The organism is Leptotrichia sp. oral taxon 223 (assembly GCF_013394795.1).
Taxonomy (GTDB): Bacteria; Fusobacteriota; Fusobacteriia; order Fusobacteriales; family Leptotrichiaceae; genus Leptotrichia.
In genome coordinates, this window is record NZ_JABXYU010000001.1 from 1,458,574 (window position 1) to 1,484,260 (window position 25,687).

Sequence of the window (25,687 nt, forward strand, 5' to 3'; positions counted from 1 at the left end):
AAATCTTAGGGTTTGGGAAAATTAATTATGGGGCTTTAAATTTGATAATAAAGGAGAAAGATGAAAGAATGAAAAAAGGAATAATATTAATAAGTTTAATAGCGATTTTGTCAAGCTGTGGCGGAGGTGGAGGCGGTGGCAGTTCTGTTACTCAGACAGCAGGAACGGCACCAACACCAACAGTACCTTCATTACCGGGAAATACAGCTGAAACTGGTGGAACTGGAAAAAAGGAAAATAATAGTGGGACAACCAATATAATTGGAGAAAATAACCAAAATTTACCAAAACCAATATTGCCAACAGAAGAAAACAAAACAAATAATCCTTCTATTCCAGAAATAAAACCACAGGTATCAGAAAAAGACACTAGATTTCCGAAACCTACAGATAGACGGAATATAACTGGAGCGGGTGTTAAAGTTGGAGTTTTGGATAGTGATTTTTTAAGTAACAATGCTTATACAGATAGCTTTTATCGAGGTGGACTTCTCAACTCGGGAACAGAATTTGGTAAGGTATTAACTGAAGAATTTGGAGATAGATTTACTGCTATTCAAAAGACTTTAGACACTTACAGTACATTGAGTGAAGATGATCATGGGTTGATGGTTGCTACCATTTTAGCTGGAAAAAGTGGTAAAGGGGCAAAGGGAGCTTCTGTGTATGGGGTTAGTTTTGGGGAAAGAGGAGGCCATTTAATAACAGATAAGGAAAAATATGAAGATTTGTATAATCGTGGAGTAAGGATATTTAACCAATCTTTTGGTACAGCTTTGGAATTTTCTGATTATAACTTTTCAAATTATAAACCACATTTATACCCCTCTGTTATGAGAGAAAGTCAGGTTAATGATAGCAGAATTCTTGATAGAAGGATAGATGAGTTAAATAATTTTTATAAAAAAGCAGTAAATAATGGCTCTTTATTTGTATGGGCTGCAGGAAATACAACAACAGATAGAAATGGTAGAACAAAAACATATAATGCACCAACAATTCAAGCTGGAATGCCTCATTACATACCTGAGCTTTATAGAGGGTGGATTGCGGTAGTTGGAGTACAACCTGATGGAAGGGAATATCCAGTGCATCTTGCAAGAGCAGGAAAGGCAAAATGGTGGACAATTTCTGCAAGTGGAGATTGTGAATTACCTAGATGTTCGGCTTATGGTTCTTCCTTTGCAGCACCGAGAGTAACAGCAACGGCAGTTAAAGTAAAGGAAAAATTCCCTTGGATGACAGGACATGAATTAAAACAGACAATACTTACAACAGCAAAGGATTTAGGACAACCAGGAGTAGACAGTATATTTGGATGGGGACTTCTGGATGAAGCAAAGGCATTAAAAGGGCCTGCTAAATTTAGCAGTGAATTGCTTGTGGGTGAAAGAGCTGCATTAGGTGGATTAAGAGGACAATTTAATGCAAATGTTACGGATGGGACTTCTATATTTGAAAATGATATTGATGGTGAAGGCGGATTAAAGAAATCTGGAAACGGAACTTTAGTTTTGACAGGAAATAATACTTATCATGGAAGTACTGATATAATTGGTGGAACTTTGGAAATATATGGAGAAAATGGCTCAAATATTGATATAAGCCAAAACGGTACATTGATAACTTATCCAACAACAATGATTGGTTTAAGAAATGGCAATGGAACCATTTCAAAAGTAAATGTACAAAATGATGGTGGAACTTTTGAAAATAGAGGTTCGGGTGCTGTCATAACAGGAGATTATATCGCAGGAAATGGAGCAGTAACAAAGGCAGAAATAGGAACAAAACTTAAAGTTAATGGAACTGTGAATTTGAATGGAAATAACACTTTGCAAACATTAAGTAATAGATATGTTACAGCAAAACCAGTATCATCTACTGTAATTGAAGCTGAAAAGGGAATTAATGGAAGTTTTAATAAAGTGGAAACTCCTGAATTGATAAACGGGAATGTGGAAACTGCTGAGAATAAGGTAAATGTAAAACTAAGCAGAAAAAATATGGTGGATTATGTGGAAAAAATAGCGGAATCTGACGAAATGCAAAAAACTACTGCCGAAAACTTGGAAACTGCATTCCAAAAATTAGATCAAAACATTGAAGATGGAACTGCTGGAAATGTAGCCCAATTTGAAAGAAAAGCCGCAAAACTTCAAGCACTTACTTCTTCAAACAGGGCAGCAGTTTTGGACAGTCTATCTGGACAAATTTACGCTTCTGCACAGGCACTTACATTCCAGCACTCACATACTGTAAACAAGGACTTGTCAAACAGACTAGTTATGCTGGGAACACTTGACAACGTTGGAGATAATTTTGGACTGTGGATTTCTGGATTTGGCGCTAATGGTAAGTTAAAACAGGATGGATACGGTAAAGGAGATACTAAAGTTGCTGGTGGACAAGTTGGAGTTGATAAGCAGTTTGGTGAAAACTTGATTTTAGGTACTGCGTTATCTTATTCAAAAGCTGACGTTAAATTTGACAGATATGGTGGAAAATCTGATGCAAACAACTTCGGAGTTTCACTATATGGAAGATTAGGAAACAAAAATGTTCCGTTCTACTTGCAAGGACGTTTTGGAATAGGATTTGTTGACAGTGATGTTGAAAGAGATATTATTTTAAGTAACAATGACTTTACAAGAGCAAAGATTAATCATAATGACAAAGTATATTCTGGATATTTGGAAACAGGATATGATATTAAGAATGGTAATGGCGACTTTGTTGTAACACCATTTGTGGGATTAACTCACGATACAGTTGTAAGAGGTTCATTCTCGGAAGAAAAGAGCCAGTTTGGACTGACTGCTGATAAGAAGAACTACAATCAGACAGCGGCATTACTTGGGCTTAGAGTTGGAAAAGCTGTAAACTGGAACGGTGGAAGCAAGACTACATTCCAAGGTTACGTAACACATCAGAGAGCCTTCAATGATCAGGACCTAAGCTTTGACGCAAGATATACTGGACTGCCAGGAGCAACATTCAAGGTTAAAGGTATAGGACTTTCTAAAAATAAAACTTGGGTAGGAGTTGGAGCATTGACGGAAGTAAATTCTGGATTTGGATGGTACGTAAACTATGACGGCTCTATTGACAGTGGAAAAGGTAAAGGGAATAACAATGTGTTTACGACTGGAGTTAGATTTAATTTTTAAAATTTTTAGGCAGAGGGAAATTCTTACTTCTGTCTTTTTTAAGCACACATAATATATTCAAATTTTTTAAATAATACTATTTCCCATTTAAATAGTAGAAATCGGATAAAACCATTTTTTACAGAATATAGTGTAAATATTATAAAATCTAATTTCTATTTTTAAATGAAGTTTAGTATGGATATAAAATGATTTTATATAATTTTACTGTAAATTTTAAAACTTTTGAATAAAAAGCAAAAATAATACTTGATTTTTTTAAATTATATGGTATACTATGATTGAAAACGGTATTATATAAATAAAAAAGGGAGCTGATCAGCATGAAAAAGTTAATTTTAGTAGGATTTTTAGCATTTGGAGCATTAGGATTTTCAAGATTTGTAAATGAATGCCAAGTTATCAGTAAGTCAAAAGGAAGAGCAACTTGTGAAAGTTTGGAATCTGGAAAAACATTCCAATTTACAAGTGGTAAACTATCTTCAATTTCAAAAGGATCTATTTACAAAATTTATTTTGAAGGAAACGGATACAGAGGGTTACGTTTAACTAAAGCTATTCTTATTGCTTCTGAAGATGATCCTGATGAGGCATATTAAGGAGATTATTAAAAATTCATCATCTTTTTAACAAGTGTGTAAGAAAAACTCTAAGTTTTTTAGAAACCTAGAGTTTTTTTGTTTTTAGAAAAACAAGTCAAAAAATTATACTATTTTATATAAATATGATGTTTTATTAATTTTTTGGGTTTTGAAAATATATAAAAAATTATTGGATTATTTTAACTTTTCTAGTATAATAAATTTATATAATTCTAGTATAAAAAAGGAAAAATTCAATGAAAAAAGGTATCGGAAAATCACATAGTAAAATCATATTAATTGGAGAACATTCTGTCGTTTATGGCTATCCTGCCATTGCTATTCCTCTAAAAAAGATTGAAATTGAATGTCTAGTAGAAGAAGCCAAAACTAGTTTTTTTCATAACAAGACGGACACTCTCTCGGTTGCAGTTTTTACTGCATTAAAGCATTTAAAAAAAGAAAACGCAAGAATAAAATATAAAGTAACCTCTCAAATTCCGCCAAAACGTGGAATGGGTTCTTCAGCGGCTGTGAGCATTGCGGCAATTCGTGCTGTATTTGATTACTTTGGAAAAAGTTTGGAAGATGAATTGCTGGAAAAACTGGTTCACACGGCAGAAATTGTAGCTCACAACACACCAAGCGGGCTAGACGCCAAAACGTGCCTTAGCGATAAAGCCATAAAATTTATAAAAAATAAGGGATTTTCCTACATTGACTTAAATCTTGACGCGTATCTTGTAATTGCAGATACAGGTATTTATGGAAATACTGGCGAAGCGATTCAGAATGTAAAAAGTTTAGGAAGCAAAGCTGATATTTTTTTAAAAAAATTAGGCGAATTGACAGATGAAACGGCTAAAATTTTAACTGAAACTGCTGAATCCAAAGAAGAAAAAGTCGATAAAATAGGAAAAATTATGACAAAGGCAAACACAGAACTCGAAAACTTGCATATAACCATTGAAAAAACAGATTTATTTGTAAAAACAGCGATTGAAAAAGGAGCAAGCGGTGCAAAAATTTCTGGTGGCGGATTAGGAGGCTGTGTAATTGCACTTGCAAAAAATTTGGATATTGTAGAAAAGATAAAAAAAGGACTGATAAAATGTGGAGCAGAGAATATTTGGGTGGAGAAAATTTAATAAAAAAATGAAGGAGAAAAAATGGTAAAAGTCAAATCTTATGCTAATATTGCGATTGTAAAATACTGGGGGAAAAAAGATGCGGAAAAAATGATACCTGCCACAAGCAGTATTTCCCTTACTCTTAACGATATGTTTACGGAAACAGAGATGGAATTCATAAATGATGAGGATATTAAAATTGCAGTTGAAAAAGAGATAAAAAAAAATAGAAATTGTGAAGATAAATTTTTGGGTATGACAGACTTGTTTTATTTGAATGGAGAATTGCAGGATAGTGTGCATACGGAAAAGATTAGCAAAGTTGTGGATTTGTTCAGGGAAAATAGGAATCAGAAAGTAAAGATTTCTACAACAAATAATATGCCAACAGCTGCGGGACTTTCTTCCAGTTCGAGCGGTTTATCGGCTGTAATAAAGGCTTGCAATGAACTTTTTGAAAAAAACTATACACAATCTGAACTTGCACAGATTTCAAAATTTGGTTCTGGTTCATCTTCGAGAAGTTTTTTTGGACCAATTGCGGCTTGGGATAAGGATACTGGAGAGATTTATGAGGTAAAGACAAATTTGAAACTGGCGATGATTGTGCTTGTGCTGAATGAAAATAAAAAGAAAATTTCAAGTCGAAATGGAATGGAGCTTTGTGCCAAAACTTCAACATATTTTGATGAGTGGGTAAAACAATCTGAAATTGACTTTATAAATATGAAAAAATATCTTGCTGAAAATGATTTTGAAAAAGTAGGAACTTTGACAGAAGAGAATGCTCTTAGAATGCACAAGACAACTGAAACTGCAAATCCCCCGTTTTCATATTTTAATGAAAAAACTTATGAAACAATGGATTTTATAAAAAATTTGAGAAATAATGGGGAAAAATGCTATTTTACGATGGATGCGGGGCCTAATGTGAAGGTACTTTGTTTGGAAGAGGACTTGGAGAAATTAGCAGGGATTTTTGGAGAAAAGTATAAGATTATTGTGAGTAAAACTGTGAAATTGTAATTGTGAAAATTAATTTGAAATTGAAAATAAAAAATTATGATAATTCCGAAAATTGTTTGATTTTATCAGTTTAATATTGAAAGAGTTAAGATATATTTTGGAAAGGATTTTGAATAATGGATAAATTAAGAAAATTTGACATAGTTATAGGCATATTATTTGGAATTACGACAATAATTTTAATTTATTTATTTTTTAGTAATAACATATTTTTTATGTGGGCATTTCAGCGACACCGTAATATACTAAGCTGGTATATTAGACCACTATTTATTATTCCAATAATTTGGAGTGCATACAAAAAGATGTTTTCAGGAATTTCAATTTCTATTTTTGGTCTATTTACGAGTATGTTCTGGTTTCCGAAGCCAAATGCAACTAATCCTGAAATTGTAAAATTTTTAAATTTTGAAGCAAATTATTTGAAAAGTGGATGGACAATAGATAAAATTGTCCTGCTTTTTACTGTTATAATTTTTTTTGTTTTTATAATAGTTTCAACTTGGACAAAAAACTGGAAATTACTTTTATTAATTTTAATAGCAACTGCAATTCTTAAAATATTTAACAGCTACCTTTTAACTGGCAAGAGTGCATTGTCAATGTTAAAGCCTGCAGTTACTGGATTAATTATTTGTGTGATAGTTGTATTTTGTTTAAAAAAGAAAAACTGATGAAAAAGGAGGATAAATTGTGGGATATATAAAAATACTAGATGAAAAAGTGTCAAATATTATTGCTGCTGGGGAAGTCGTTGAAAATCCTGCTTCAATGATTAAGGAAATGATTGAGAACTCGCTGGATGCAAAGGCTACGATGATAAAAATTGAGGTTTTTAAAGCTGGAACGGATGTTAAAGTAAGTGATAATGGAATTGGGATGGATAAGGACGATACGCTTTTGTCAGTGGAGCGGCATGCTACTTCTAAAATTAAGGAAAAGGAAGATGTTTTTAATTTAAACACTTATGGCTTTCGTGGAGAGGCTTTATCATCTATTGCGGCGGTGTCTAAGCTTACGATTACTACACGTTCTGAAAATAGCCTTGTGGGATATAAAATTGGCTGTTATGGCGGAGTTGTGAGAAAATTTGAGGAAGTTTCGAGAAATGTTGGGACAGAAATGGAAGTCAGGGATTTATTTTACAATACGCCTGCCAGACGGAAATTTTTGCGAAAAATGTCAACAGAATATGGTAAAATCAGGGATATTGTACTAAAGGAAGCACTTTCAAACAGTAATGTGGCATTTTCACTGGAACTGGATGGGAAAAGCACGATAAAAACAAGTGGAAAAGGTATTGAAAACACAATTCTTGAATTGTTTGGAAAGTCAGTTTTGAAAAATTTGAAAAAATTTGAATACGGATATTTAGGAAATGTGGAAATTTTGCGAAGTTCAAAGGACTTTATGTTTACTTTTGTAAATAACCGATATGTCAAGTCAGCAACTATTGAACGTGCTGTTATAGACGGCTATTATACTAAATTAATGAAGGGGAAATACCCGTTTGCCATTATTTTTTACAATACTGATCCAAAGGAAATTGATGTAAATGTTCATCCATCCAAAAAAATAATAAAATTCTCAAATGATAGAATTGTTTATAATGAAATAAAATCAGCAATTGATGACTTTTTTTATTATAACGACAGGGAAAACTGGCAGCCAAATATTGACTTAATAAAGAAAAATATTAACATTAATGAGAATGTCGCTGTGGAAAACGATGACTTGTTTTCTGACGATATTTTAAAAGGGGAAAACCAAAAAGTTGTAAGTTTGGAAACTTTTGATGGAAAGATTTTAGAAAATACTAAAAATTCAAATGAGAAAGATAATTTTTTAGCAGATGATTTTAATAAAAATGATAGAAATTCTGAGTTTTTTGATAATTCTGAAAATATTACATATAATAATTTTTCAAATGATGAAAATTTTGTAAATAGTAAAAACGAAAACAACTCAAAACTTGATGAAATTTGGAATAAAATGAATAAAAATTCAAATAAAATTGTGGAAAATAATATGGAAAATTTTGAAACTGAAGATAAATTTCAGACAAAAAAATGGGAACATAATAGCAATTTTGAAAATTACAAAAATTCTGGTGAACACAGAAATTTTGATATTATAAATGAAAATACTACAGATGAATCCCATTATAAAGTCGGAACGTTTGAAAAGCATGTTGGAAAGCAGTTTTATTATGATATTCTAGGGCAGATTTTTGACACATATATTCTCGTTCGTAGAGATGACGAACTGGAAATTTATGATCAGCATATTATTCACGAGAGAATTTTGTATGAAGAGCTAAAGGATAAATTCTATAATAAGAAAATTGAATCGCAGCATTTATTATTGCCTCTAAAAATGGAAGTTACACAAATTGAAAAAAATATTATTTTTGAGAATATCGAAATTTTTAGAGATTTTGGATTTGATATTGATGAGTTTTCAGAAGATGAAATTGTAATTCGTGCTGTGCCTGCATTTGACTTTCGGGATAGCATTGAAAATGTGTTTTTACAGTTGCTCATGGATTTGAAAAATGAAGTGGAAATAAAGGATTTACGGGAAAATATTATTATTTCGATGTCATGTAAGGGGGCTGTAAAGGCTGGACAAAGGCTTGATATGTTTGAAATGCAGAATATGGTGCGAAGGATTCATGAAGTGGGGAAATATACGTGTCCGCACGGGCGTCCAATTATTGTGAAATTGAGTAAAAATGACTTGGACAAAATGTTTGGCAGAAAAAAATAGGGGGAAAAACAGGAAAAATCAAAAAAACTTTTGACAATAAGGAAAAAATATGATAAGAATTAATGTAGTATGTATTGGAAAAATTAAAGACAGATACATAAAAGAGGGAATAGCAGAGTTTTCAAAGAGGTTGTCAAAATACGTAAAATTGGATATAGTTGAACTGGCTGAAGAAGATGATAACAAGGGAATTGAAAATGCAATAAATTCCGAAACTGAGAGAATAATAAATGCTATTTCAAAAAGAAATTATTCATACAATATTTTGCTTGACTTAAATGGAAAAATGCTAACTTCTGAAGAAATGGCAGAAAAAATCGAAAAAATTTCCATGACAAGCAGTGAAATTAGTTTCATAATTGGCGGATCCAATGGTGTAAATGATAACTTGCGAAAAATCGTAGACTTTAGGCTATGCTTTTCACCAATGACATTTCCGCATCAGCTTATGCGGTTAATTTTGACAGAGCAAATATACAGATGGATTTCAATTAATAATAATATAAAATATCATAAATAATGGAGGAAAAATATGTATTCTGCTGGGGAAGAATTTGAAAGAATTAATAACGAAGGAGATGTAGAAGGATATACTTGCCTTTCCAATGTTACGGTAGGAGATAAGGAATATTTGGTTTGTGATGATGAAACTGGAGAAAAGAAAGTATTTTATTATGACAGTATTGAAGAGGAACTGTATGATTTAGATGAAGATGAGGAAGATCAGGTGCTGGAAATATGGAATGACGAATATTACGGTGCTGACAAAGACTATATGTACTGGAATGAGGATTTTGGGGAATACGATAAAGATGAAAATTCGGATGGAGAGTATGACGAAGGCAACTTTGACGCATTGGATGACGATGACAATACTGATTTTTTTGATGATGAGGACGAAGATGACGAGGATTTATCAGAATTTCTAGATGATTTCTTTGATGATGAAGATGAATAAATAAAAAATAAAGGAATAAAATGAAAATAAAAATAAAGAGTTTAGATAACTTTAAACAAAATTATGAAAAATTATTTAATCTGGAAAAAATAATAAATCTTGAAGAAAAAAAAGAATATCATTATAAAGATGAATACGGAAACTGCAAAATTATTGATAAAAATGATTCTATAGAGATTTATCGCTATGGACAAATCAATTCCAAGCAAATATTCAAGAACAATAAAAATACTTTATTTACCTATATTACAAAGCAGTTTCATGGAAAATATGAGATTTTTACAAAAAAATTTGAAAAAGAAAATGGAAAAATAATGCTGGAATATGATATAATACATCGTAATGAAATAATAAACAGCATAAATTTAGAAATACAATTTATAGATATTTAAAAAAGCAGAAAGGAAAAGTGAATGAGTAATCAAAACCGCAATGACAATGGTATTATAAAAGAAAAATTAAAAAAAGTAGAAGAACTAAAAGAAATAGGCATTGAGCCATATGGACGAAAATATGAAAAATTAAATGATATTGCAGAAATAAATCAATATGATGAAACTTGTGACAAAGTATTCAAAACAGCGGGAAGAATCGTTGCCTTCAGAAGAATGGGGAAAAATGGATTTGGGCAAATTCAGGATCCAACTGGAAAAATTCAATACTATGTAAAAAAAGATGAAGTTGGAGAAGAACAGTATGAAATTTATAAAAAAATGGGACTTGGAGATTTTATCGGGATTGAAGGGAAACTTTTTAGAACTAATACTGGAGAATTGACTCTAAGAGTTATTTCGTTTAAAGTCCTGTCAAAAAATATTCGTCCGCTTCCAGAAAAGTTCCATGGACTGACTAATATAGAAACCCGTTACAGACAAAGATACGTGGATCTTGTAATGAACAGGGAAGTTATGGAAACTATGAAAAAAAGATTCCAGATTATAAGATTTTTTAGAAACTATCTTGAAAAGCACGGATTTACAGAAGTGGAAACTCCAATGATGCACCCAGTTGCTGGAGGAGCTACAGCAAGACCATTTGTAACACATCATAATGCGCTTGATATGGATCTGTTCTTAAGAATAGCGCCTGAATTGTATTTAAAAAGGCTGCTTGTAGGTGGATTTGAAAAAGTGTTTGAAATAAACAGAAGTTTTAGGAATGAAGGAATTTCAATAAAGCACAATCCAGAATTTACAATGATGGAGCTGTATCAGGCTTATGCTGATTTTAACGATATGATGGACTTGACAGAAGATTTAATTTCGAGTTTGACATTTGAATTACACGGTAAATATGAAATTGAATACGAAGATAGGGACATTAACATGGCAAAACCTTGGCGACGTGTTACAATGAAAGATATTGTAAAAGAGACAACTGGATTTGATTTTGACACAGTTAGCAGTGATGAAGATGCAATAAGTAAAGCTAAAGAAATGAATATTCCACTAGAAAAGGACAGAACTTATACAAAATATGGAATCTTAAACTTGATATTTGAGGAAAAAGTAGAGGAAACTTTATTAAATCCAACATTTATTACTGAATATCCAAAAGAAATTTCTCCGCTTTCAAAAAATCAGAAAGGTGAAACTGAATGGGTAGACAGATTTGAGTTATTCATTTCAGGAAGAGAATTTGCCAATGCCTATTCAGAATTAAATGATCCAAGAGATCAGAAGGAAAGATTTGAAGAACAGGTGAAATTAAAAGAAGCTGGAGATGATGAAGCCCAAGGGATGGACTTAGACTATATCCGTGCCTTAGAATACGGAATGCCACCAGCAGGAGGGCTTGGAATAGGAATTGACAGATTAGTTATGTTGCAGACAAATTCTGCTTCAATAAGGGACGTTATTTTATTCCCAACTTTAAGAAAAGAAGATATTGAATTATAATTTTTAAGATAAATAAAAAAACTCTAGATTCGTATAAAACTTAGAGTTTTTATTATATATTTTAGTGCTGCACTTGATTATACAATACACCTAGGAAATTTTTTTGAAAAAAGTAGTTGACAAAGAAATCCAATTATGATAATATATATCTTGTCGATACAAAACTGTGTCGAAGGACAATTGAGATAAGAATAGAAGAAGCAACAATGTGTAAAAGATAGATAAAAGTCAAGAATGCTTATGCAAATAAGATTCTCGTCAAGACAAAGGTGAAATTAAATATATGAAGATATATTGAATGAAGAGTTTGATCCTGGCTCAGGATGAACGCTGACAGAATGCTTAACACATGCAAGTCTTTGGCGAATCTGCGCTTGCGCAGGCTAGCCAAGGCGGACGGGTGAGTAGCGCGTAAAGAACTTGCCCTGCAGACAGGGATAACAGACGGAAACGACTGACAACACCTGATACGGTTGCCGGCACGCATGTGCCAGGCAATGAAAAGCGATGCTGCAGGAGAGCTTTGCGTCCTATTAGCTTGTTGGTGAGGTAACGGCTCACCAAGGCGACGATAGGTAGCCGGCCTGAGAGGGTGAACGGCCACAAGGGGACTGAGATACGGCCCTTACTCCTACGGGAGGCAGCAGTGGGGAATATTGGACAATGGGGGCAACCCTGATCCAGCAATTCTGTGTGCACGAAGAAGGCTTTCGGGCTGTAAAGTGCTTTCAGCAGGGAAGAAGCAAGTGACGGTACCTGCAGAAGAAGCGACGGCTAAATACGTGCCAGCAGCCGCGGTAATACGTATGTCGCAAGCGTTATCCGGAATTATTGGGCATAAAGGGCATCTAGGCGGCCAGGCAAGTCTGGGGTGAAAACCTGCGGCTCAACCGCAGGCCTGCCCTGGAAACTGCGTGGCTAGAGTGCTGGAGAGGTGGACGGAACTGCACGAGTAGAGGTGAAATTCGTAGATATGTGCAGGAATGCCGATGATGAAGATAGTTCACTGGACGGCAACTGACGCTGAAGTGCGAAAGCCGGGGGAGCGAACAGGATTAGATACCCTGGTAGTCCCGGCCGTAAACGATGATTACTGGGTGTGGGCATGAAGAGTGTCCGTGCCGAAGCTAATGCGATAAGTAATCCGCCTGGGGAGTACGGCCGCAAGGCTGAAACTCAAAGGAATTGACGGGGACCCGCACAAGCGGTGGAGCATGTGGTTTAATTCGACGCAACGCGAGGAACCTTACCAGATCTTGACATCCTGCGGATGCCCGCGAGAGCGGGCAGTGCCCTCGGGAACGCAGAGACAGGTGGTGCATGGCTGTCGACAGCTCGTGTCGTGAGATGTTGGGTTAAGTCCCGCAACGAGCGCAACCCCTATCGCCAGTTGCCATCATTAGGTTGGGGACTCTGGCGAGACTGCCTGCGAAGAGCAGGAGGAAGGTGGGGATGACGTCAAGTCATCATGCCCCTTATGATCTGGGCTACACACGTGCTACAATGGCCGGTACAGAGAGCTGCGAGGCGGCGACGCCAAGCGAACCTGCAAAGCCGGTCCAAGTTCGGATTGAAGCCTGCAACTCGGCTTCATGAAGCTGGAATCGCTAGTAATCGCAGATCAGCAATGCTGCGGTGAATACGTTCTCGGGTCTTGTACACACCGCCCGTCACACCACGAGAGCTGTCTGCACCTGAAGCCGCCGGTCCAACCGCAAGGGGGAAGGCGTCTAAGGTGTGGACAGTGATTGGGGTGAAGTCGTAACAAGGTATCCGTACCGGAAGGTGCGGATGGATCACCTCCTTTCTAAGGAGCCAGTTCACTAGCTGCTTCTTCTTATGTCTCTGTTCAGGACAATGGGAAATGAATAGTAGGTAAAAGATTACAATGAACTGGAGTAAAAGTTATTCTGGAGAAAAAGCTAACAAGGGCACACGGAGGATGCCTAGGCAACAGCAGCCGATGAAGGACGTGATAAGCTGCGATAAGCCGGGAGTAGACGCACATAGTCGTTAATCCCCGGATTTCCGAATGGGCAAACCTGCATATCTGGAGGATATGCGTGAAAACGGTAAGCCCGCGAACTGAAACATCTAAGTAGCGGGAGGAAAGGAAAGTAAAAACGATTCCCTGAGTAGCGGCGAGCGAACGGGGAGAAGCCTAAACCGTGCCAGCGCCAAGCGGACAGCGTTGCTGGCACGGGGTCGTGGGACTTCCATTAACGGATTGTCATAATGTTTAAGCCATATGCATGTAAGCGGAATCAGCTGGGAAGCTGAACCAAAGAAGGTGAAAGTCCTGTAGGGCGTGAAGCGCATATGGCGACTGGAAGCACCCGAGTAGCGTCAGGCACGAGGAATCTGGCGTGAATCAGCGTGGACCATGTCACGCAAGGCTAAATACTGCTGTTGACCGATAGTGGAGAGTACCGTGAGGGAAAGGTGAAAAGAACCCTGAGCAAGGGAGTGAAACAGAATTTGAAACCGTGTGCCTACAAACGGTAGGAGCACTTTATGTGTGACTGCGTGGATTTTGGTTAATCATCCTGCGAGTTATGATTGGTGGCAAGGTTAATAAAGCGGAGCCGAAGGGAAACCGAGTCTCAATAGGGCGTTAAGTCGCCAGTCATAGACGCGAAACCTAGTGATCTAGGCCTGTCCAGGCTGAAGCTGAGGTAAGACTCAGTGGAGGGCCGAACTCACCGCCGTTGAAAAGTTGGGAGATGAGGCAGGTCTAGGGGTGAAAAGCCAATCGAACTAGGAGATAGCTCGTTCTCTCCGAAATGCATTTAGGTGTAGCCTTGACGCCAAGATATGCGGGGGTAGAGCACTGTATGGTCTAGGGGGCGTACTGCTTACCGAAACCAAGCAAACTTCGAATACCGTATATTGATCGTCAGGAGTGAGTCCATGGATGACAAGGTCCATGGACGAGAGGGGAACAGCCCAGACCGCCAGCTAAGGTCCCTAATTATGTCTAAGTGGGAAAGGAGGTGGATGTTCACAGACAACCAGGAGGTTGGCTTAGAAGCAGCCATGCCTTGAAAGAGTGCGTAACAGCTCACTGGTCGAGAGCATCTGCGCCGAAGATGTAACGGGGCTAAGACATAAACCGAAGCTGCGGAGGCGTGTCCACACGCCTGGTAGGAGAGCGTTCTGTAGGCCGTCGAAGGGACGCCGCAAGGCTTCCTGGAGGCATCAGAAGCGAGAATGCAGGAATGAGTAGCGAGAAGGCGGGCGAGAATCCCGCCGGCCGGAAGTCCAAGGTTTCCAGGGGAAGGTTTGTCCGCCCTGGGGAAGTCGGGACCTAAGCATAAGCAAAACTGTGATGGCGAATGGAAAACAGGTTAATATTCCTGTACCACTATTATCGCCCGAGAGACGGAGTGACGCAGGAAGGTATGTGGGAAGGCTGACGGAATAGCCTTTCCAAGGGCGCAGCATGGACACGCAGGCAAATCCGCGTGTCTAAATGTGAGACCTGATGGGGAAGTGCATTGGCATAAGCCACAGATCCTACACTGCCGAGAAAAACTTCTATCGATGAGAAATAGTGCCCGTACTGTAAACCGACACAGGTGGACAGAGTGAGAAACTTGAGGCCGACAGGATAACTCTAGCTAAGGAACTCTGCAAAATAGCCCCGTAACTTCGGGAGAAGGGGTGCCTGACATACCTGAGGGGAGAAACACCTCAAGGGGAAACAGGCCGCAGTGAAGAGTCCCAAGCAACTGTTTACCAAAAACACAGGTCTATGCTAAGCCGGAAGGCGACGTATATGGGCTGACACCTGCCCAGTGCCGGAAGGTTAAGAGGAGGATTGAGAGATCCGATTTGAAGCCCCGGTGAACGGCGGCCGTAACTATAACGGTCCTAAGGTAGCGAAATTCCTTGTCGGGTAAGTTCCGACCTGCACGAATGGTGAAATGATTTGGGAGCTGTCTTGGCTGGAGACCTGGTGAAGTTGTAATGCCGGTGAAGATACCGGCTACCTGCAGTAGGACGGAAAGACCCCGTGGAGCTTTACTGTAGTCTGGCATTGGGTTCTGGCTGTGTGTGTATAGGATAGTTGGGAGACTGTGAAGCCTAGGCGTCAGTCTTGGCTGAGTCGCCGTTGGAATACCAACCATATGCCGCCGGAATTCTAATCTGGTGACGGAGACAGTGCTAGATGGGCAGTTTGACTGGGGCGGTCGCCTCCAAAAGAGTAACGGAGGCGTTCAAAGGTTCCCTCAGGCTGGATGGAAATCAGCCTAAGAGTGCAAACGCATAAGGGAGCTTGACTGCAAGACTGACGGGTCGAGCAGGCACGAAAGTGGGAGTTAGTGATCCGGCGGTCCCGTATGGAAGGACCGTCGCTCAACGGATAAAAGCTACCCCGGGGATAACAGGCTGATACTTCCCAAGAGTCCATATCGACGGAAGTGTTTGGCACCTCGATGTCGGCTCGTCTCATCCTGGGGCTGGAGAAGGTCCCAAGGGTTGGGCTGTTCGCCCATTAAAGAGGCACGCGAGCTGGGTTCAGAACGTCGTGAGACAGTTCGGTCCCTATCCACTGCAGGCGCCTGAATACTGAAAAGTTCTGACCTTAGTACGAGAGGACCGGGTTGGACAGACCTCTGATGTACCAGTTGTCACGCCAGTGGCATGGCTGGGTAGTCACGTCTGGAACGGATAACCGCTGAAAGCATCTAAGCGGGAAGCCGGCTTTGAGATGAGTGTTCGCAGTATCCATGGAGAACACATGGCTGATAGGCCAGGGGTGTAAGTGCAGCAATGCATTCAGCTGACTGGTACTAATATTACATCCGCTTTTTAGTTGATCTTTTACTGCTACTATTTATTTCTCATTGTCTTAACTTGACAATTTAATTAAGTTTGGTGATGCTAGCAGCAGGGATACACCCGGTCACATTTCGAACCCGGCAGTTAAGTCTGCTTACGCCTACGATACTTGGATTCGTCCCGGGAAAATAGGCAGTTGCCAAACTTTTTTTCTTTTGTGTGTCTCCGTAGCTCAGCCGGTTAGAGCATCTGACTGTTAATCAGAGGGTCGTTGGTTCGAGTCCAACCGGGGACGCCACTTTTTTTTGTGAAAATTCCATGAGGATTTAAAGAAAAAAGACATAAAGTATTGTACAGTAGTATATTAATGAATAGAACTGTTGTAAATATCAAGATAGTAAATTACTGCAAGAATATTGTTAACTAGACAAGAAAACTTTGTTTAAAAAGGTTTTTTGTCTTTTTTTGTTTTCAGGAAAGTAAATTTATGCTTTTTATTTGCAGGTTTGTGTATAGTATATAATAATTTAAAATTTATTAAACATTTTCTATTTAAAAGGCGGAAATAGTACTAGTAGTTGTAAAATAAATTTGTTTATTTTTATATATGGGTTTTAGAGAGTATTTGATGCCTGTGATGTGATAATTTTTATTATAAAAATGGATAAATAGTATTTGTTTTCTTTATTTTGTATTTTATTTTTGGTATACTGTAGTAAATGTGTTTAGAGATGTTTAAAATTATGGGTGGAAATAGTATGGATAGGATTATGGGTATTTATGAAATGATGAGAAATGTTAGAAGGATTTCTTTTAAGGCGGAGAGTTTGGAAGGGTCTTCGACAGGTTGGAATTATGTTGGTAAGGGGAATGTTGTGGTTAGAGAAGAAGGAGATAGGTTGTATTTTATTGAAGAAATTATTCTTGATAGTGATATTCGGTATAATGATAGAAAATTATGGGAATTTAAGGAAAATTATATTGGATTTTATAGGCTTAGAAATGGTGATTATGAGAAGATATTTGAGTTTCTATTTTGTGATGGGGAATTTATGATGAAGAAAGAGTATTTGTGTAGTCCTGATTTATATTATGGAGAAATGAAGATTTGGGATAATAGAATTTGTCTGCTGATAAAAGTAAAGGGGGAAAAGAAGAATGAAGTTTTAGAATACACGTACTTAGCATAGAAATTTAGTATGAATTCAGGACTTTTGGAAAGTGTTGAAACAGAGTGTATTTAGTATACTTGTTACTAAACTTTATTGAAATAATTAATTTATTAAAAACATTTTTAACAAGAAATTAAAATGTAGTTTTTGGTTATTAAACTGATTATAGGATTAAAATTTAGAATTTAGATTCGAGCATGTCTGAAAACTCGTAAAATGATGAATTTTTAACAAATTTTCTAAGATTAAAAATAATAAATACTGATTTTATCGTGCTTTGTACAATTTCTAAAATCAAAAAAATATTAAAAATAATATAGATTTTAAGTTTTCAAACACAGTCTATTTTTTAAATATTGAAATAAAGTAACTTATACTAAACCCTATTTAAAAAATAGTAATAAAATTTTATAATGATTAGTTTGATAGCCTTGTAAAAAAAATCAAATCTAATTTTTAAGTATTTGTATAGGGGATTTTTATTCAGATTTTGAAAAACTGCTTATTATTAATAAATAAAATTACAAAAGTCTTTAAGACGAATACTTAATGATTAAATTTAATTATAGGATATTTTATAAGTACATAGATTGTAAATAGTACAATCTTGTACAAAAGGCTTTAATTCGATGAATTTTCTGATTTCTACTATTTAAATGAGAAGTAGTATTAATTCTAAAAAATAACCGCTGTCTTTCGCAACAACGGTTATCTAAAAATTCTAATTTTCTTCTTGCAAATTATATTTTTTTTTACATAATCTTCCATCATTTTCACTGCTATTGGTCTATTAAACCTTCTCGCAAATTCAATTACTGTTAGTCCCCATTTATCTTTTACTAAAAGAGGAAGTCCTGGTTGAGAAAATATCAGTTGATATAGTGGTAACATTTCTATTTCAGGAGTGCCGATATTAAATAATCCTTTGAATGAAACCGTTTTCTCTTTCTTATATATTGTTGTTATATCTGCGCCTTTTTCCAATAATGTTTTACACAATATTGTCATTTTTATTATATCTCGTCGTCCATGATAAAATAATGGAAAGAACAAACTCATCCCGTCTTCTCTTACTATTTTAACATCTGCCCCTTTATTTATTAAAAAATTAGCAATTTCATAACGTGCAGTACTATCATTATTTGATAATGCATCAAATAATATACTATCTCCTGATGCATCTCCAATTTTTTCATCTCCTTTTTTGAATATTTCTATAACATCCTTTAATGTTCCAAATCTTACTGCTTCCCATATTGTTGTATATTCTGACATTTTCATCTCCTTTTTTTATTTTAATGCTTCATTTTTGTTTTTAAAAATATTTAAAATGCAAAGTTGTTTTTATTTTTATTCTAGTATTCTTAATAATTGCCTTTCAGCACTTCTATTAGCACACATCTATTCTCTATATTCTTTTCAGGATACTTGTCTATATTTTTTAATATATTTTTCTTTTCTTTTTCTGGTACTGAAATATATTTTATTTTTGCTTCCTTATCAATTCCAAATGCTATTCCAAATAACTTTCTTTTTGTACAGAACCATTTTTTTCCAACTATTTCATAAGTATAATCTGTAGCTTCTCTTAATGAAGCAAAAAATTCATCTTGATTAGCAATTTCTCGCATTTTTCCATTTTTATCATCTATATAAAATTTTATTTGCCTTTCTTTAAAAATCTTATAATTTTTTTCATAATATTCTTTTCTATTTGCCATATAGCGATTATTTAGACAATCCGATACATTTATTTTTGCTTTTTTTAAATGATTTTTATAAAATAGACCAATAGCAATTATAAAAGTAAATAACAATAATAATTTAAAAAATTTATTCATAGTTGATCTCTTTTCTTTATTTTATTCGTATTTTCAAATTATATTTTGTATATTATTTATACAATCGGGTTTAGATTTTAATATAGCAAAATTTTTAGTAAAATTACTTTTTTTTGGAAGTTCTGTTTATAAAAGAGTTTAGATAGCTGTTATTTTTTCTGCTATTATAAATCATTGTTCGAGAATAATTTCTTTTTTTCTTTACGTAAGAAAATCTGTCTATTTTATTTAATATTATGTAGCGTTTAATTAATTTTAGAATATTAAATAATTCTGTGAGTATCGGGAGCAGGAGTATTATAAAAATTAGCAAGTAGGATTTTGAAAAATAGGATACGAGGACGTTTATTATGTCGTAACCTTTTTTTAGATTTTTGTCAAAAAATAGACTAAAGATAAAATCTCTTATTAGTAGCGTTTGAATTAAAGCTATTGGGAACATTAGCAGTTTTATTGTTCTGAGGATTGAAAAAACAGATTTTTTTATTGTTAGAGTATTTTTTTCATTTAGCATTAATTTGGATACTATTTTTTCTTTTTCTTCAAATGGGAAATTGTAGTATTCGTATTCTATCAAAATAAAAATTATTAAAAATGTAAACAAAAAATTATTTATAATTTTTTTGATATTTAAACTAGTTCCCATCACACCAAAGTCGCTAATTTTTTTACTTTCATCCCGTAATTCAAAATTATTGTTTAATATTAAAGTTTCACCTGTTTCCAGCTTAATTATTTTTCCATATACTTCTCCTTCAATAATTTTTTTATTTTTTAGTTTTATTTTTACGGTATCCCAGTTGAAATAAATTATCTTTCCTTTTAGCCATATTGTTTCATTTTTTTCATTTATAAAAGATAAATTTACATTGTTATTGTCGTCAATTACTGTGTCTGTGATGTTTATATTTCCCTTTTGAGAGTTTTCATAAGTAAGAATTTTTAAATTTTTATCTACTTTCCATTTTGTTTTTCCATCTTTGTTTACAATTTCGAGAGTGCTGTTTTTTAACTCGTCTATTGAATTTATTTCTGCGTTTTTTATTAGAATGGATTTTTTATTTAATATTTCAAGTTCGTTTTTGTAAGAATTAAGGAAGTAGCCTACTCCAAAGAAAATTACAGCCATTAGAAAAATTTTTTTAATATTATAGTCGTAAAAATAGGCAGTAAAAATTTTCTTTTTTATAATAAAAGTTATAAGCATTGACAAAAATGACAGTATTATTATAATAACAGCTGAAGCGTATATAAAGTAGTTGTAGCCTTTTAGATTTAAGGCAAGATTTAAAAATGAAATATAAAATAGGACTATTAGTAGAAACCTTAAAACATATCTGTTTACATTTATAATTTGTATTTTGCCATTTTTTATATTTTGAATTTTTTCCAATTGTTTATTTATTTTAGTTTTATTTGTATTTTTTAATTTTAGCTGATTGTTTAGCAAGATTGATTTTTTATTTAGTTCATTTAATAATTTTGGTTCATTTTCCAGTTCTTTTTTTCTTTTTTGTATAAAAAATTTTTTGAAAAATTCGATAATTTCTATTTTGCTTTTAAATAGTTCTTTCATAAAATATGTTGCCTCCCTTGCTGGTAAATTTTGTTTTGTTATTATAGCATTATTGTATTATTTTTTCTATATATTAATTATAGAATAGAGGAATGATGGAATTTTGACTGATTTTTTTTGAAAAAAATTAGATTTATTGAGGAATTTGTGGTATTATAAATAAATAATAGGTTAAAAAATAAAATTTTTTAAAAGAGGAAATTTGTAAATGACTGGGAGAGAGAAGGAAGTAAAAGAGAAGAGAATACGAGAATTACTTGTAAAAAGGGAAGAATATGTGAATAATGGTGAAATTGAGAAGGAAATAGGGGTTTTGCGAGAACTAAAGGTGCTGTTTAGAAGGCTGTATGGAGGGGAAAGTGACGAAAGTGTAAAAGTGCTGACTGAATTGGGGAATGCCTTGAAATATGTTGGAAAATTTGAGGAGTCGATAAGGCTTTTAACCAAAGCGGAAAAAATTGTGTTAAAGAATTATGGAGAAAATACGATGGCTTTTGTGACTTGCAATGCAAATTTAGCGGAAGTTTACAGAATTATGAAAAAATATGAAAAAGTTGAGGAGAAATATTTTAAGGCGATAAAAACTTACAAAAAAAATAATTTTAGGGACGGATATATATTTGCGGGAATATGTAATAATCTGGGACTTTTTTTTGAAGAAACTGGGAGATATAAGGATTCAGTAAAGTGGCAGAAAAAAAGCCTGAAAATATTGGAAGATTTGGAAAATAGCAAAGTACAAGGAGCAATCATTCGAAGCAATATGGTAAATTCGTATTTAAAAATTGATGAAAAAAAATTGGCGGAAAAATCTATGAATATGGCACTTGAAGCGTTGCAAAACGAAGTGGGGGAAAATAGTAATCTATATTTTAACATTTTACATAATTTGGCAAATGTCTATTTTGAAAACAAAAGCTACAAAAAATCGGCTGTTTTGCTGGAAAAATGCGAAAAACTGTGTGAAGCCGCTTTTGGAATTGAAAGTGAAATTTATCAAAGTATTTTGGAAAAAATTTTAATTGCAAAACAGAGAATCGCTAAAAATAGAATGGAGCAGTATGTGTGGAAAAATCAGGTTGTGAAAAAATTGAAAAATTAAAAAATATACAAATTTTTATTTAATATGTACTCAAATTTCTTTCAGAATTTAACTTATAAAAAACTAGGATTTGAGTAGAATAGTCATAATTTTTGAATTTTGTATACAATTTGATTTGAGAAGCAAGGTTAAAAGTAAAAATAAAAAGGAAGTTAGATTTATGGATAAACTAGAGGATTTTTTGAAATATTCGGTGCTGTTTTCATATTATGGCGAACTTTTTCCCAAAAAGAAAAGGCAATATTTGGAACTTTATCTGGAAGAAAATAGCTCTCTTTCAGAAATTGCGGAACAATGTGGAGTTACAAGACAGGCAGTTTTTGACAATATAAAAAAAGGTGTCCAGAAGCTGGATGAATATGAGAGTAAACTTGGAATATTTGAAAAAGAAAAGGAATTGAAGGGGAAACTTGAATATTTGAGAAAAAATTTCACTATGGAGAATCTGGAAAAAATAATAGAAGATTTTGATTATACAGAATAATTTTACGATTCAAAAAAATAAAAATAAAAAATAAGTTGCTATTGACAAATAAGAAAGTTAGGGTATAATGGTTATGTAAAGAATATATGAAGTTTATAAATTTAAGTTATTACTATTTGGATTAGACAAAACTGAAATGGCGGGAAATGCTTCTGATAAATGTTTTCCCACCTTTGGTTTTGCCTTTTTTATTTTCAGATTGTTAAAATTTTGCTAAAGAAAAAACATTGTTTAATAAAAAAATAAAGGATGTATATTGGTAAACTTGAAAGGGAAGAAAATTTTACGAATAATGGGAAGGGTAAAATTAAAAAATTGAGAAATGTTCTTGTTTTTATAAGATTTTAGTGTTATATTTTTAATGTAAAGGAAATTATAAAAAATATTAAATACGAAAATTTTTTAGGAGGAGATGGAAATGGGATTTAGAAAAGACTTTTTATGGGGTGGAGCTACTGCTGCAAATCAGCTTGAAGGAGCTTATAATGTGGATGGAAGAGGGCTTGCCAATGTAGATTTGTCGCCAGTTGGGGAAGATAGGCTTGCTGTGATTACTGGGGAGCGAAAAATGCTGGAATTTGACGATGAGCATTTTTATCCTGCTAAAGGGGCGATTGATTTTTATCATAGATACAAGGAAGATATTGCGTTATTTGCTGAAATGGGATTTAAGACTTATAGAATGTCGATAGCATGGACTCGTATTTTCCCAAATGGAGATGAAGAAACTCCGAATGAAAAAGGGCTTGAATTTTATGAAAATGTATTTAAGGAATGTAGAAAATACGGTATTGAGCCATTAGTTACAATAACTCACTTTGATTTTCCTATTCATTTAATCAAGGAATATGGTGGATGGAGAAACAGAAAAGTTATTGATTTTTATAAAAGATTGTGTACTGTAATTTTCACTAGATATAAAGGACTTGTAAAATACTGGCTTACATTTAATGAAATTAATATTTTATTACACGCACCATTTATGGGAGCAGGAATCGTTTTTGAAGAAGGGGAAAATAAAAATCAAGTTTTGTATACTGCGGCACACAACGAATTAGTGGCAAGTGCTTGGGCTACAAAAATTGGGCATGAAATTGATCCAGAAAACAAAATTGGATGTATGCTTGCGGCTGGAAAATTTTATCCATTGACTTCAAAGCCTGAAGATGTATGGACTGCACTTGAAAAAGACAGGGAAAATTATTTTTTCATAGATGTACAGGCTCGTGGATATTATCCTAATTATGCTAAGAAATTTTTTGAAAGAGAAAATATAAATATTGGAATTACAAGTGAAGATGAGAAAATTTTGAGGGAAAATCCAGTTGATTTTGTTAGTTTTTCATATTATACAACTCGTTGTATCTCTGCTGAAGCTGATAGACTTGGAGAAGGAAACTTATTAAAAACAATGAGAAATCCGTATATTGAAGTGACAGACTGGGGCTGGGGGCTAGATCCGTTAGGATTTAGAACTACAATAAACGAAATTTATGACAGATACCAAAAACCGTTGTTTGTTGTGGAAAACGGGCTTGGAGCTGTGGATGTTCCAGATGCAGATGGATACGTGGAAGATGATTATAGAATTGACTATTTGAGAGATCATATAAAGGCAATGAAGGAAGCGGTTGAACTGGATGGAGTGGAACTTTTAGGATATACAACTTGGGGGCCTATCGACTTAGTAAGTGCGGGAACTGGAGAAATGAAAAAACGTTACGGATTTATCTATGTAGATAGAGATAACGATGGAAATGGTACGTTAAAGAGAAGTAAGAAAAAATCATTTGACTGGTATAAAAAGGTTATCGCAAGTAATGGGGAAGCTTTGGATTAGCATTTGAAATTATTTATTGAAAAAATTAGTAAAAAAATAAGGGGATTTTTAAAATAGCGAATTCCCTTTACTTTTGTATGAAACTTTTTAAAATGAAACTGAGAAACTTAAATAAAATCAGAATTTTAGAAAAAATAAAAATATAAAGGGAGAATTGTTATTATGAGCACAACTTATAGGCATAATAACTTGAACAAGATAAGAGTATTTTCAGGAGCACAATTAAAATATATCGCTTTTTTATCAATGTTAATTGATCACGTGAATAAGGTTTTGATGTATCCTTTGTTAACAGAAAATGGATTTTTAAGATATGTGAGCGATATTTGATATTTTGGGGTTGTTGAGGATGTATTTTAAAATAAGAATTTAGAATGGAGAAATGGAGAGAAAATGAATAGAATGATAAGAGCGTATGGATTGCTTGTATTACTTACAATATTGGCAGGGATGGAATTAGCACTTTTGGTAAAGATGAACGTAGGAGTTGCGCCTTGGGATGCGATGGCATTATCTTTTTCGTTTTTGACAGGAATAAAAATGGGAACAGTAGCGATAATATGTAATTTTTTATGTGTATTGGGGCAAATTATTTTACTAAAAAAAGAATTTAAAAAGATAAATTTTTTACAAATACCTATTTCTATGTTGCTGGGATATTCAATTAATTTTTTTGTATATGTAGTTTTTAAAAATATGACATTTAGTAACTATATTTTCAGAATAACAACTAATGTTATAGTACTTGTATCAGTTGCTTTTACAATGGGAGCGATAGTAGTTTTGGGATTGCCGACATTTGCTTTGGAAGGTTTTTGCAGTGCGATTCATGTAAAAACTGGGATTCCGTTTGCAAAATTTAGGCAATGGATAGATTTTTTCTGCGTTGGGCTTGTTATTGTTCTGACACTTGTATTTCCTATAGAATGGAGTTTGCGTGAAGGAACAATAATTAGCATGGTTCTATTTGGACCTTTACTTGGAATGTTTATGCCAAGAATTGAAAAACTTTATGAAAAATGGAATTTAGTTGATGGAAAAAGTCAAATTGAGAAGGAAATGGAAGGCTTGGAATAACGGCACGTCTTGAACTTTCAGAAAGAAACGATAAAATAATGAATGAAGGCTTTATTCATTTTGCTTTTAGCACTGGAAACAAAGAGAATGCTGATAAATTGACAAAAAGACTTGTAAATGACGGATTTAGATGTTTAAGCGGGCTTAGAACGACTGGAGATGGATATTATGAAAGCGTTGTGGAGGATTGTGAGGGGAATTTGATAGAAATAACGGAATAGAGTTAATTTATTTAGGAATATACTTTAACGGAGGGTAGATTGAGATTAAATTTTAAT

At 34.2% G+C, this 25,687-nt stretch carries 20 protein-coding genes, 1 tRNA gene and 3 rRNA genes; 21 read left to right on the forward strand and 3 right to left on the reverse strand.

Going from position 1 to position 25,687, the window contains the following annotated elements; genetic code table 11:
- Positions 1-68: 68 nt before the first annotated feature.
- The 15 genes from HW275_RS07150 (at position 69) to HW275_RS07220 (ending at position 17,507) form a co-directional block, all read left to right on the forward strand.
- Entirely contained in the window at positions 69-3,170 is a 3,102-nt protein-coding gene (locus HW275_RS07150; RefSeq protein ID WP_178935882.1) for an autotransporter domain-containing protein, read from the forward strand.
- A 323-nt stretch (positions 3,171-3,493) separates the two neighbouring features.
- Positions 3,494-3,769 (forward strand): hypothetical protein, encoded by a 276-nt coding sequence (locus HW275_RS07155; RefSeq protein WP_178935883.1) that lies wholly within the window; start codon positions 3,494-3,496, stop codon positions 3,767-3,769.
- 239 nt (positions 3,770-4,008) lie between these two features.
- Complete coding sequence (gene mvk, locus HW275_RS07160; protein ID WP_178935884.1) at positions 4,009-4,899, forward strand: mevalonate kinase; 891 nt, start codon at positions 4,009-4,011, stop codon at positions 4,897-4,899.
- A 21-nt stretch (positions 4,900-4,920) separates the two neighbouring features.
- The gene (mvaD, locus tag HW275_RS07165; protein WP_178935885.1) at positions 4,921-5,907 is read left to right on the forward strand and encodes a diphosphomevalonate decarboxylase; all 987 of its coding nucleotides are present in this window, start codon (positions 4,921-4,923) and stop codon (positions 5,905-5,907) included.
- 116 nt (positions 5,908-6,023) lie between these two features.
- The gene (locus HW275_RS07170) at positions 6,024-6,581 is read left to right on the forward strand and encodes a hypothetical protein (RefSeq protein ID WP_178935886.1); all 558 of its coding nucleotides are present in this window, start codon (positions 6,024-6,026) and stop codon (positions 6,579-6,581) included.
- Between the two features lie 19 nt (positions 6,582-6,600).
- Positions 6,601-8,676 carry a DNA mismatch repair endonuclease MutL gene (gene mutL / locus HW275_RS07175; protein ID WP_178935887.1) on the forward strand — a complete coding sequence of 692 codons (2,076 nt, stop codon included), beginning with the start codon at positions 6,601-6,603 and terminating at the stop codon, positions 8,674-8,676.
- Positions 8,677-8,725: 49 nt separating this feature from the next.
- On the forward strand, positions 8,726-9,196 hold the full coding sequence (locus HW275_RS07180; protein ID WP_178935888.1) for a 23S rRNA (pseudouridine(1915)-N(3))-methyltransferase RlmH: 471 nt from the start codon (positions 8,726-8,728) through the stop codon (positions 9,194-9,196).
- 12 nt (positions 9,197-9,208) lie between these two features.
- Positions 9,209-9,634, forward strand: coding sequence for a hypothetical protein (locus HW275_RS07185; protein WP_178935889.1), 426 nt, complete (start codon positions 9,209-9,211; stop codon positions 9,632-9,634).
- 20 nt (positions 9,635-9,654) lie between these two features.
- Positions 9,655-10,026, forward strand: coding sequence for a DUF1934 family protein (locus tag HW275_RS07190; RefSeq protein WP_178935890.1), 372 nt, complete (start codon positions 9,655-9,657; stop codon positions 10,024-10,026).
- A gap of 21 nt (positions 10,027-10,047) precedes the next feature.
- Positions 10,048-11,532: a lysine--tRNA ligase gene (lysS, locus tag HW275_RS07195; RefSeq protein ID WP_178935891.1), complete on the forward strand. Its 1,485-nt coding sequence runs from the start codon at positions 10,048-10,050 to the stop codon at positions 11,530-11,532.
- Positions 11,533-11,827: 295 nt separating this feature from the next.
- Positions 11,828-13,339: ribosomal RNA gene (locus tag HW275_RS07200) — 16S ribosomal RNA — on the forward strand.
- A gap of 108 nt (positions 13,340-13,447) precedes the next feature.
- Positions 13,448-16,352 (forward strand): 23S ribosomal RNA (locus HW275_RS07205).
- 57 nt (positions 16,353-16,409) lie between these two features.
- Positions 16,410-16,522 (forward strand): 5S ribosomal RNA (rrf, locus tag HW275_RS07210).
- The 16S, 23S and 5S rRNA genes sit together here with 1 tRNA gene alongside, the layout of an rRNA operon.
- Positions 16,523-16,538: 16 nt before the next feature.
- A tRNA-Asn gene (locus HW275_RS07215) sits at positions 16,539-16,615 on the forward strand.
- A gap of 460 nt (positions 16,616-17,075) precedes the next feature.
- Entirely contained in the window at positions 17,076-17,507 is a 432-nt protein-coding gene (locus HW275_RS07220) for a DUF6314 family protein (RefSeq protein ID WP_255460033.1), read from the forward strand.
- A 690-nt stretch (positions 17,508-18,197) separates the two neighbouring features.
- On the opposite strand, the gene HW275_RS07225 is transcribed toward HW275_RS07220, so the two are convergent.
- The 3 genes from HW275_RS07225 to HW275_RS07235 all read right to left on the reverse strand — a co-directional run bounded on the left by HW275_RS07225 (position 18,198) and on the right by HW275_RS07235 (position 20,906).
- A complete protein-coding gene (locus HW275_RS07225) occupies positions 18,198-18,764 on the reverse strand; it encodes an ankyrin repeat domain-containing protein (protein WP_178935892.1) in 567 nt (188 codons plus the stop codon).
- Between the two features lie 89 nt (positions 18,765-18,853).
- Positions 18,854-19,330, reverse strand: a complete 477-nt coding sequence (locus tag HW275_RS07230; protein WP_178935893.1) for a phage head-tail adapter protein — start codon at positions 19,328-19,330, stop codon at positions 18,854-18,856.
- 103 nt (positions 19,331-19,433) lie between these two features.
- The gene (locus HW275_RS07235) at positions 19,434-20,906 is read right to left on the reverse strand and encodes a hypothetical protein (RefSeq protein WP_178935894.1); all 1,473 of its coding nucleotides are present in this window, start codon (positions 20,904-20,906) and stop codon (positions 19,434-19,436) included.
- 208 nt (positions 20,907-21,114) lie between these two features.
- Here HW275_RS07235 and HW275_RS07240 point away from each other — a divergent pair, with 208 nt between their 5' ends.
- The 6 genes from HW275_RS07240 (at position 21,115) to HW275_RS07265 (ending at position 25,630) form a co-directional block, all read left to right on the forward strand.
- The gene (locus HW275_RS07240) at positions 21,115-22,008 is read left to right on the forward strand and encodes a tetratricopeptide repeat protein (protein WP_178935895.1); all 894 of its coding nucleotides are present in this window, start codon (positions 21,115-21,117) and stop codon (positions 22,006-22,008) included.
- Between the two features lie 160 nt (positions 22,009-22,168).
- On the forward strand, positions 22,169-22,492 hold the full coding sequence (gene ylxM, locus HW275_RS07245) for a YlxM family DNA-binding protein (RefSeq protein ID WP_026748420.1): 324 nt from the start codon (positions 22,169-22,171) through the stop codon (positions 22,490-22,492).
- A gap of 418 nt (positions 22,493-22,910) precedes the next feature.
- A complete protein-coding gene (locus tag HW275_RS07250; RefSeq protein ID WP_304599211.1) occupies positions 22,911-24,332 on the forward strand; it encodes a 6-phospho-beta-glucosidase in 1,422 nt (473 codons plus the stop codon).
- Between the two features lie 162 nt (positions 24,333-24,494).
- Positions 24,495-24,662: a conjugal transfer protein TraX gene (locus HW275_RS07255; RefSeq protein WP_255460034.1), complete on the forward strand. Its 168-nt coding sequence runs from the start codon at positions 24,495-24,497 to the stop codon at positions 24,660-24,662.
- Between the two features lie 63 nt (positions 24,663-24,725).
- Positions 24,726-25,409, forward strand: a complete 684-nt coding sequence (locus HW275_RS07260; protein WP_178935897.1) for a YitT family protein — start codon at positions 24,726-24,728, stop codon at positions 25,407-25,409.
- Positions 25,406-25,630, forward strand: a complete 225-nt coding sequence (locus HW275_RS07265; protein WP_178936432.1) for a VOC family protein — start codon at positions 25,406-25,408, stop codon at positions 25,628-25,630. Before HW275_RS07260 ends, HW275_RS07265 begins: the two co-directional genes overlap by 4 nt.
- Positions 25,631-25,687 lie beyond the last annotated feature (57 nt).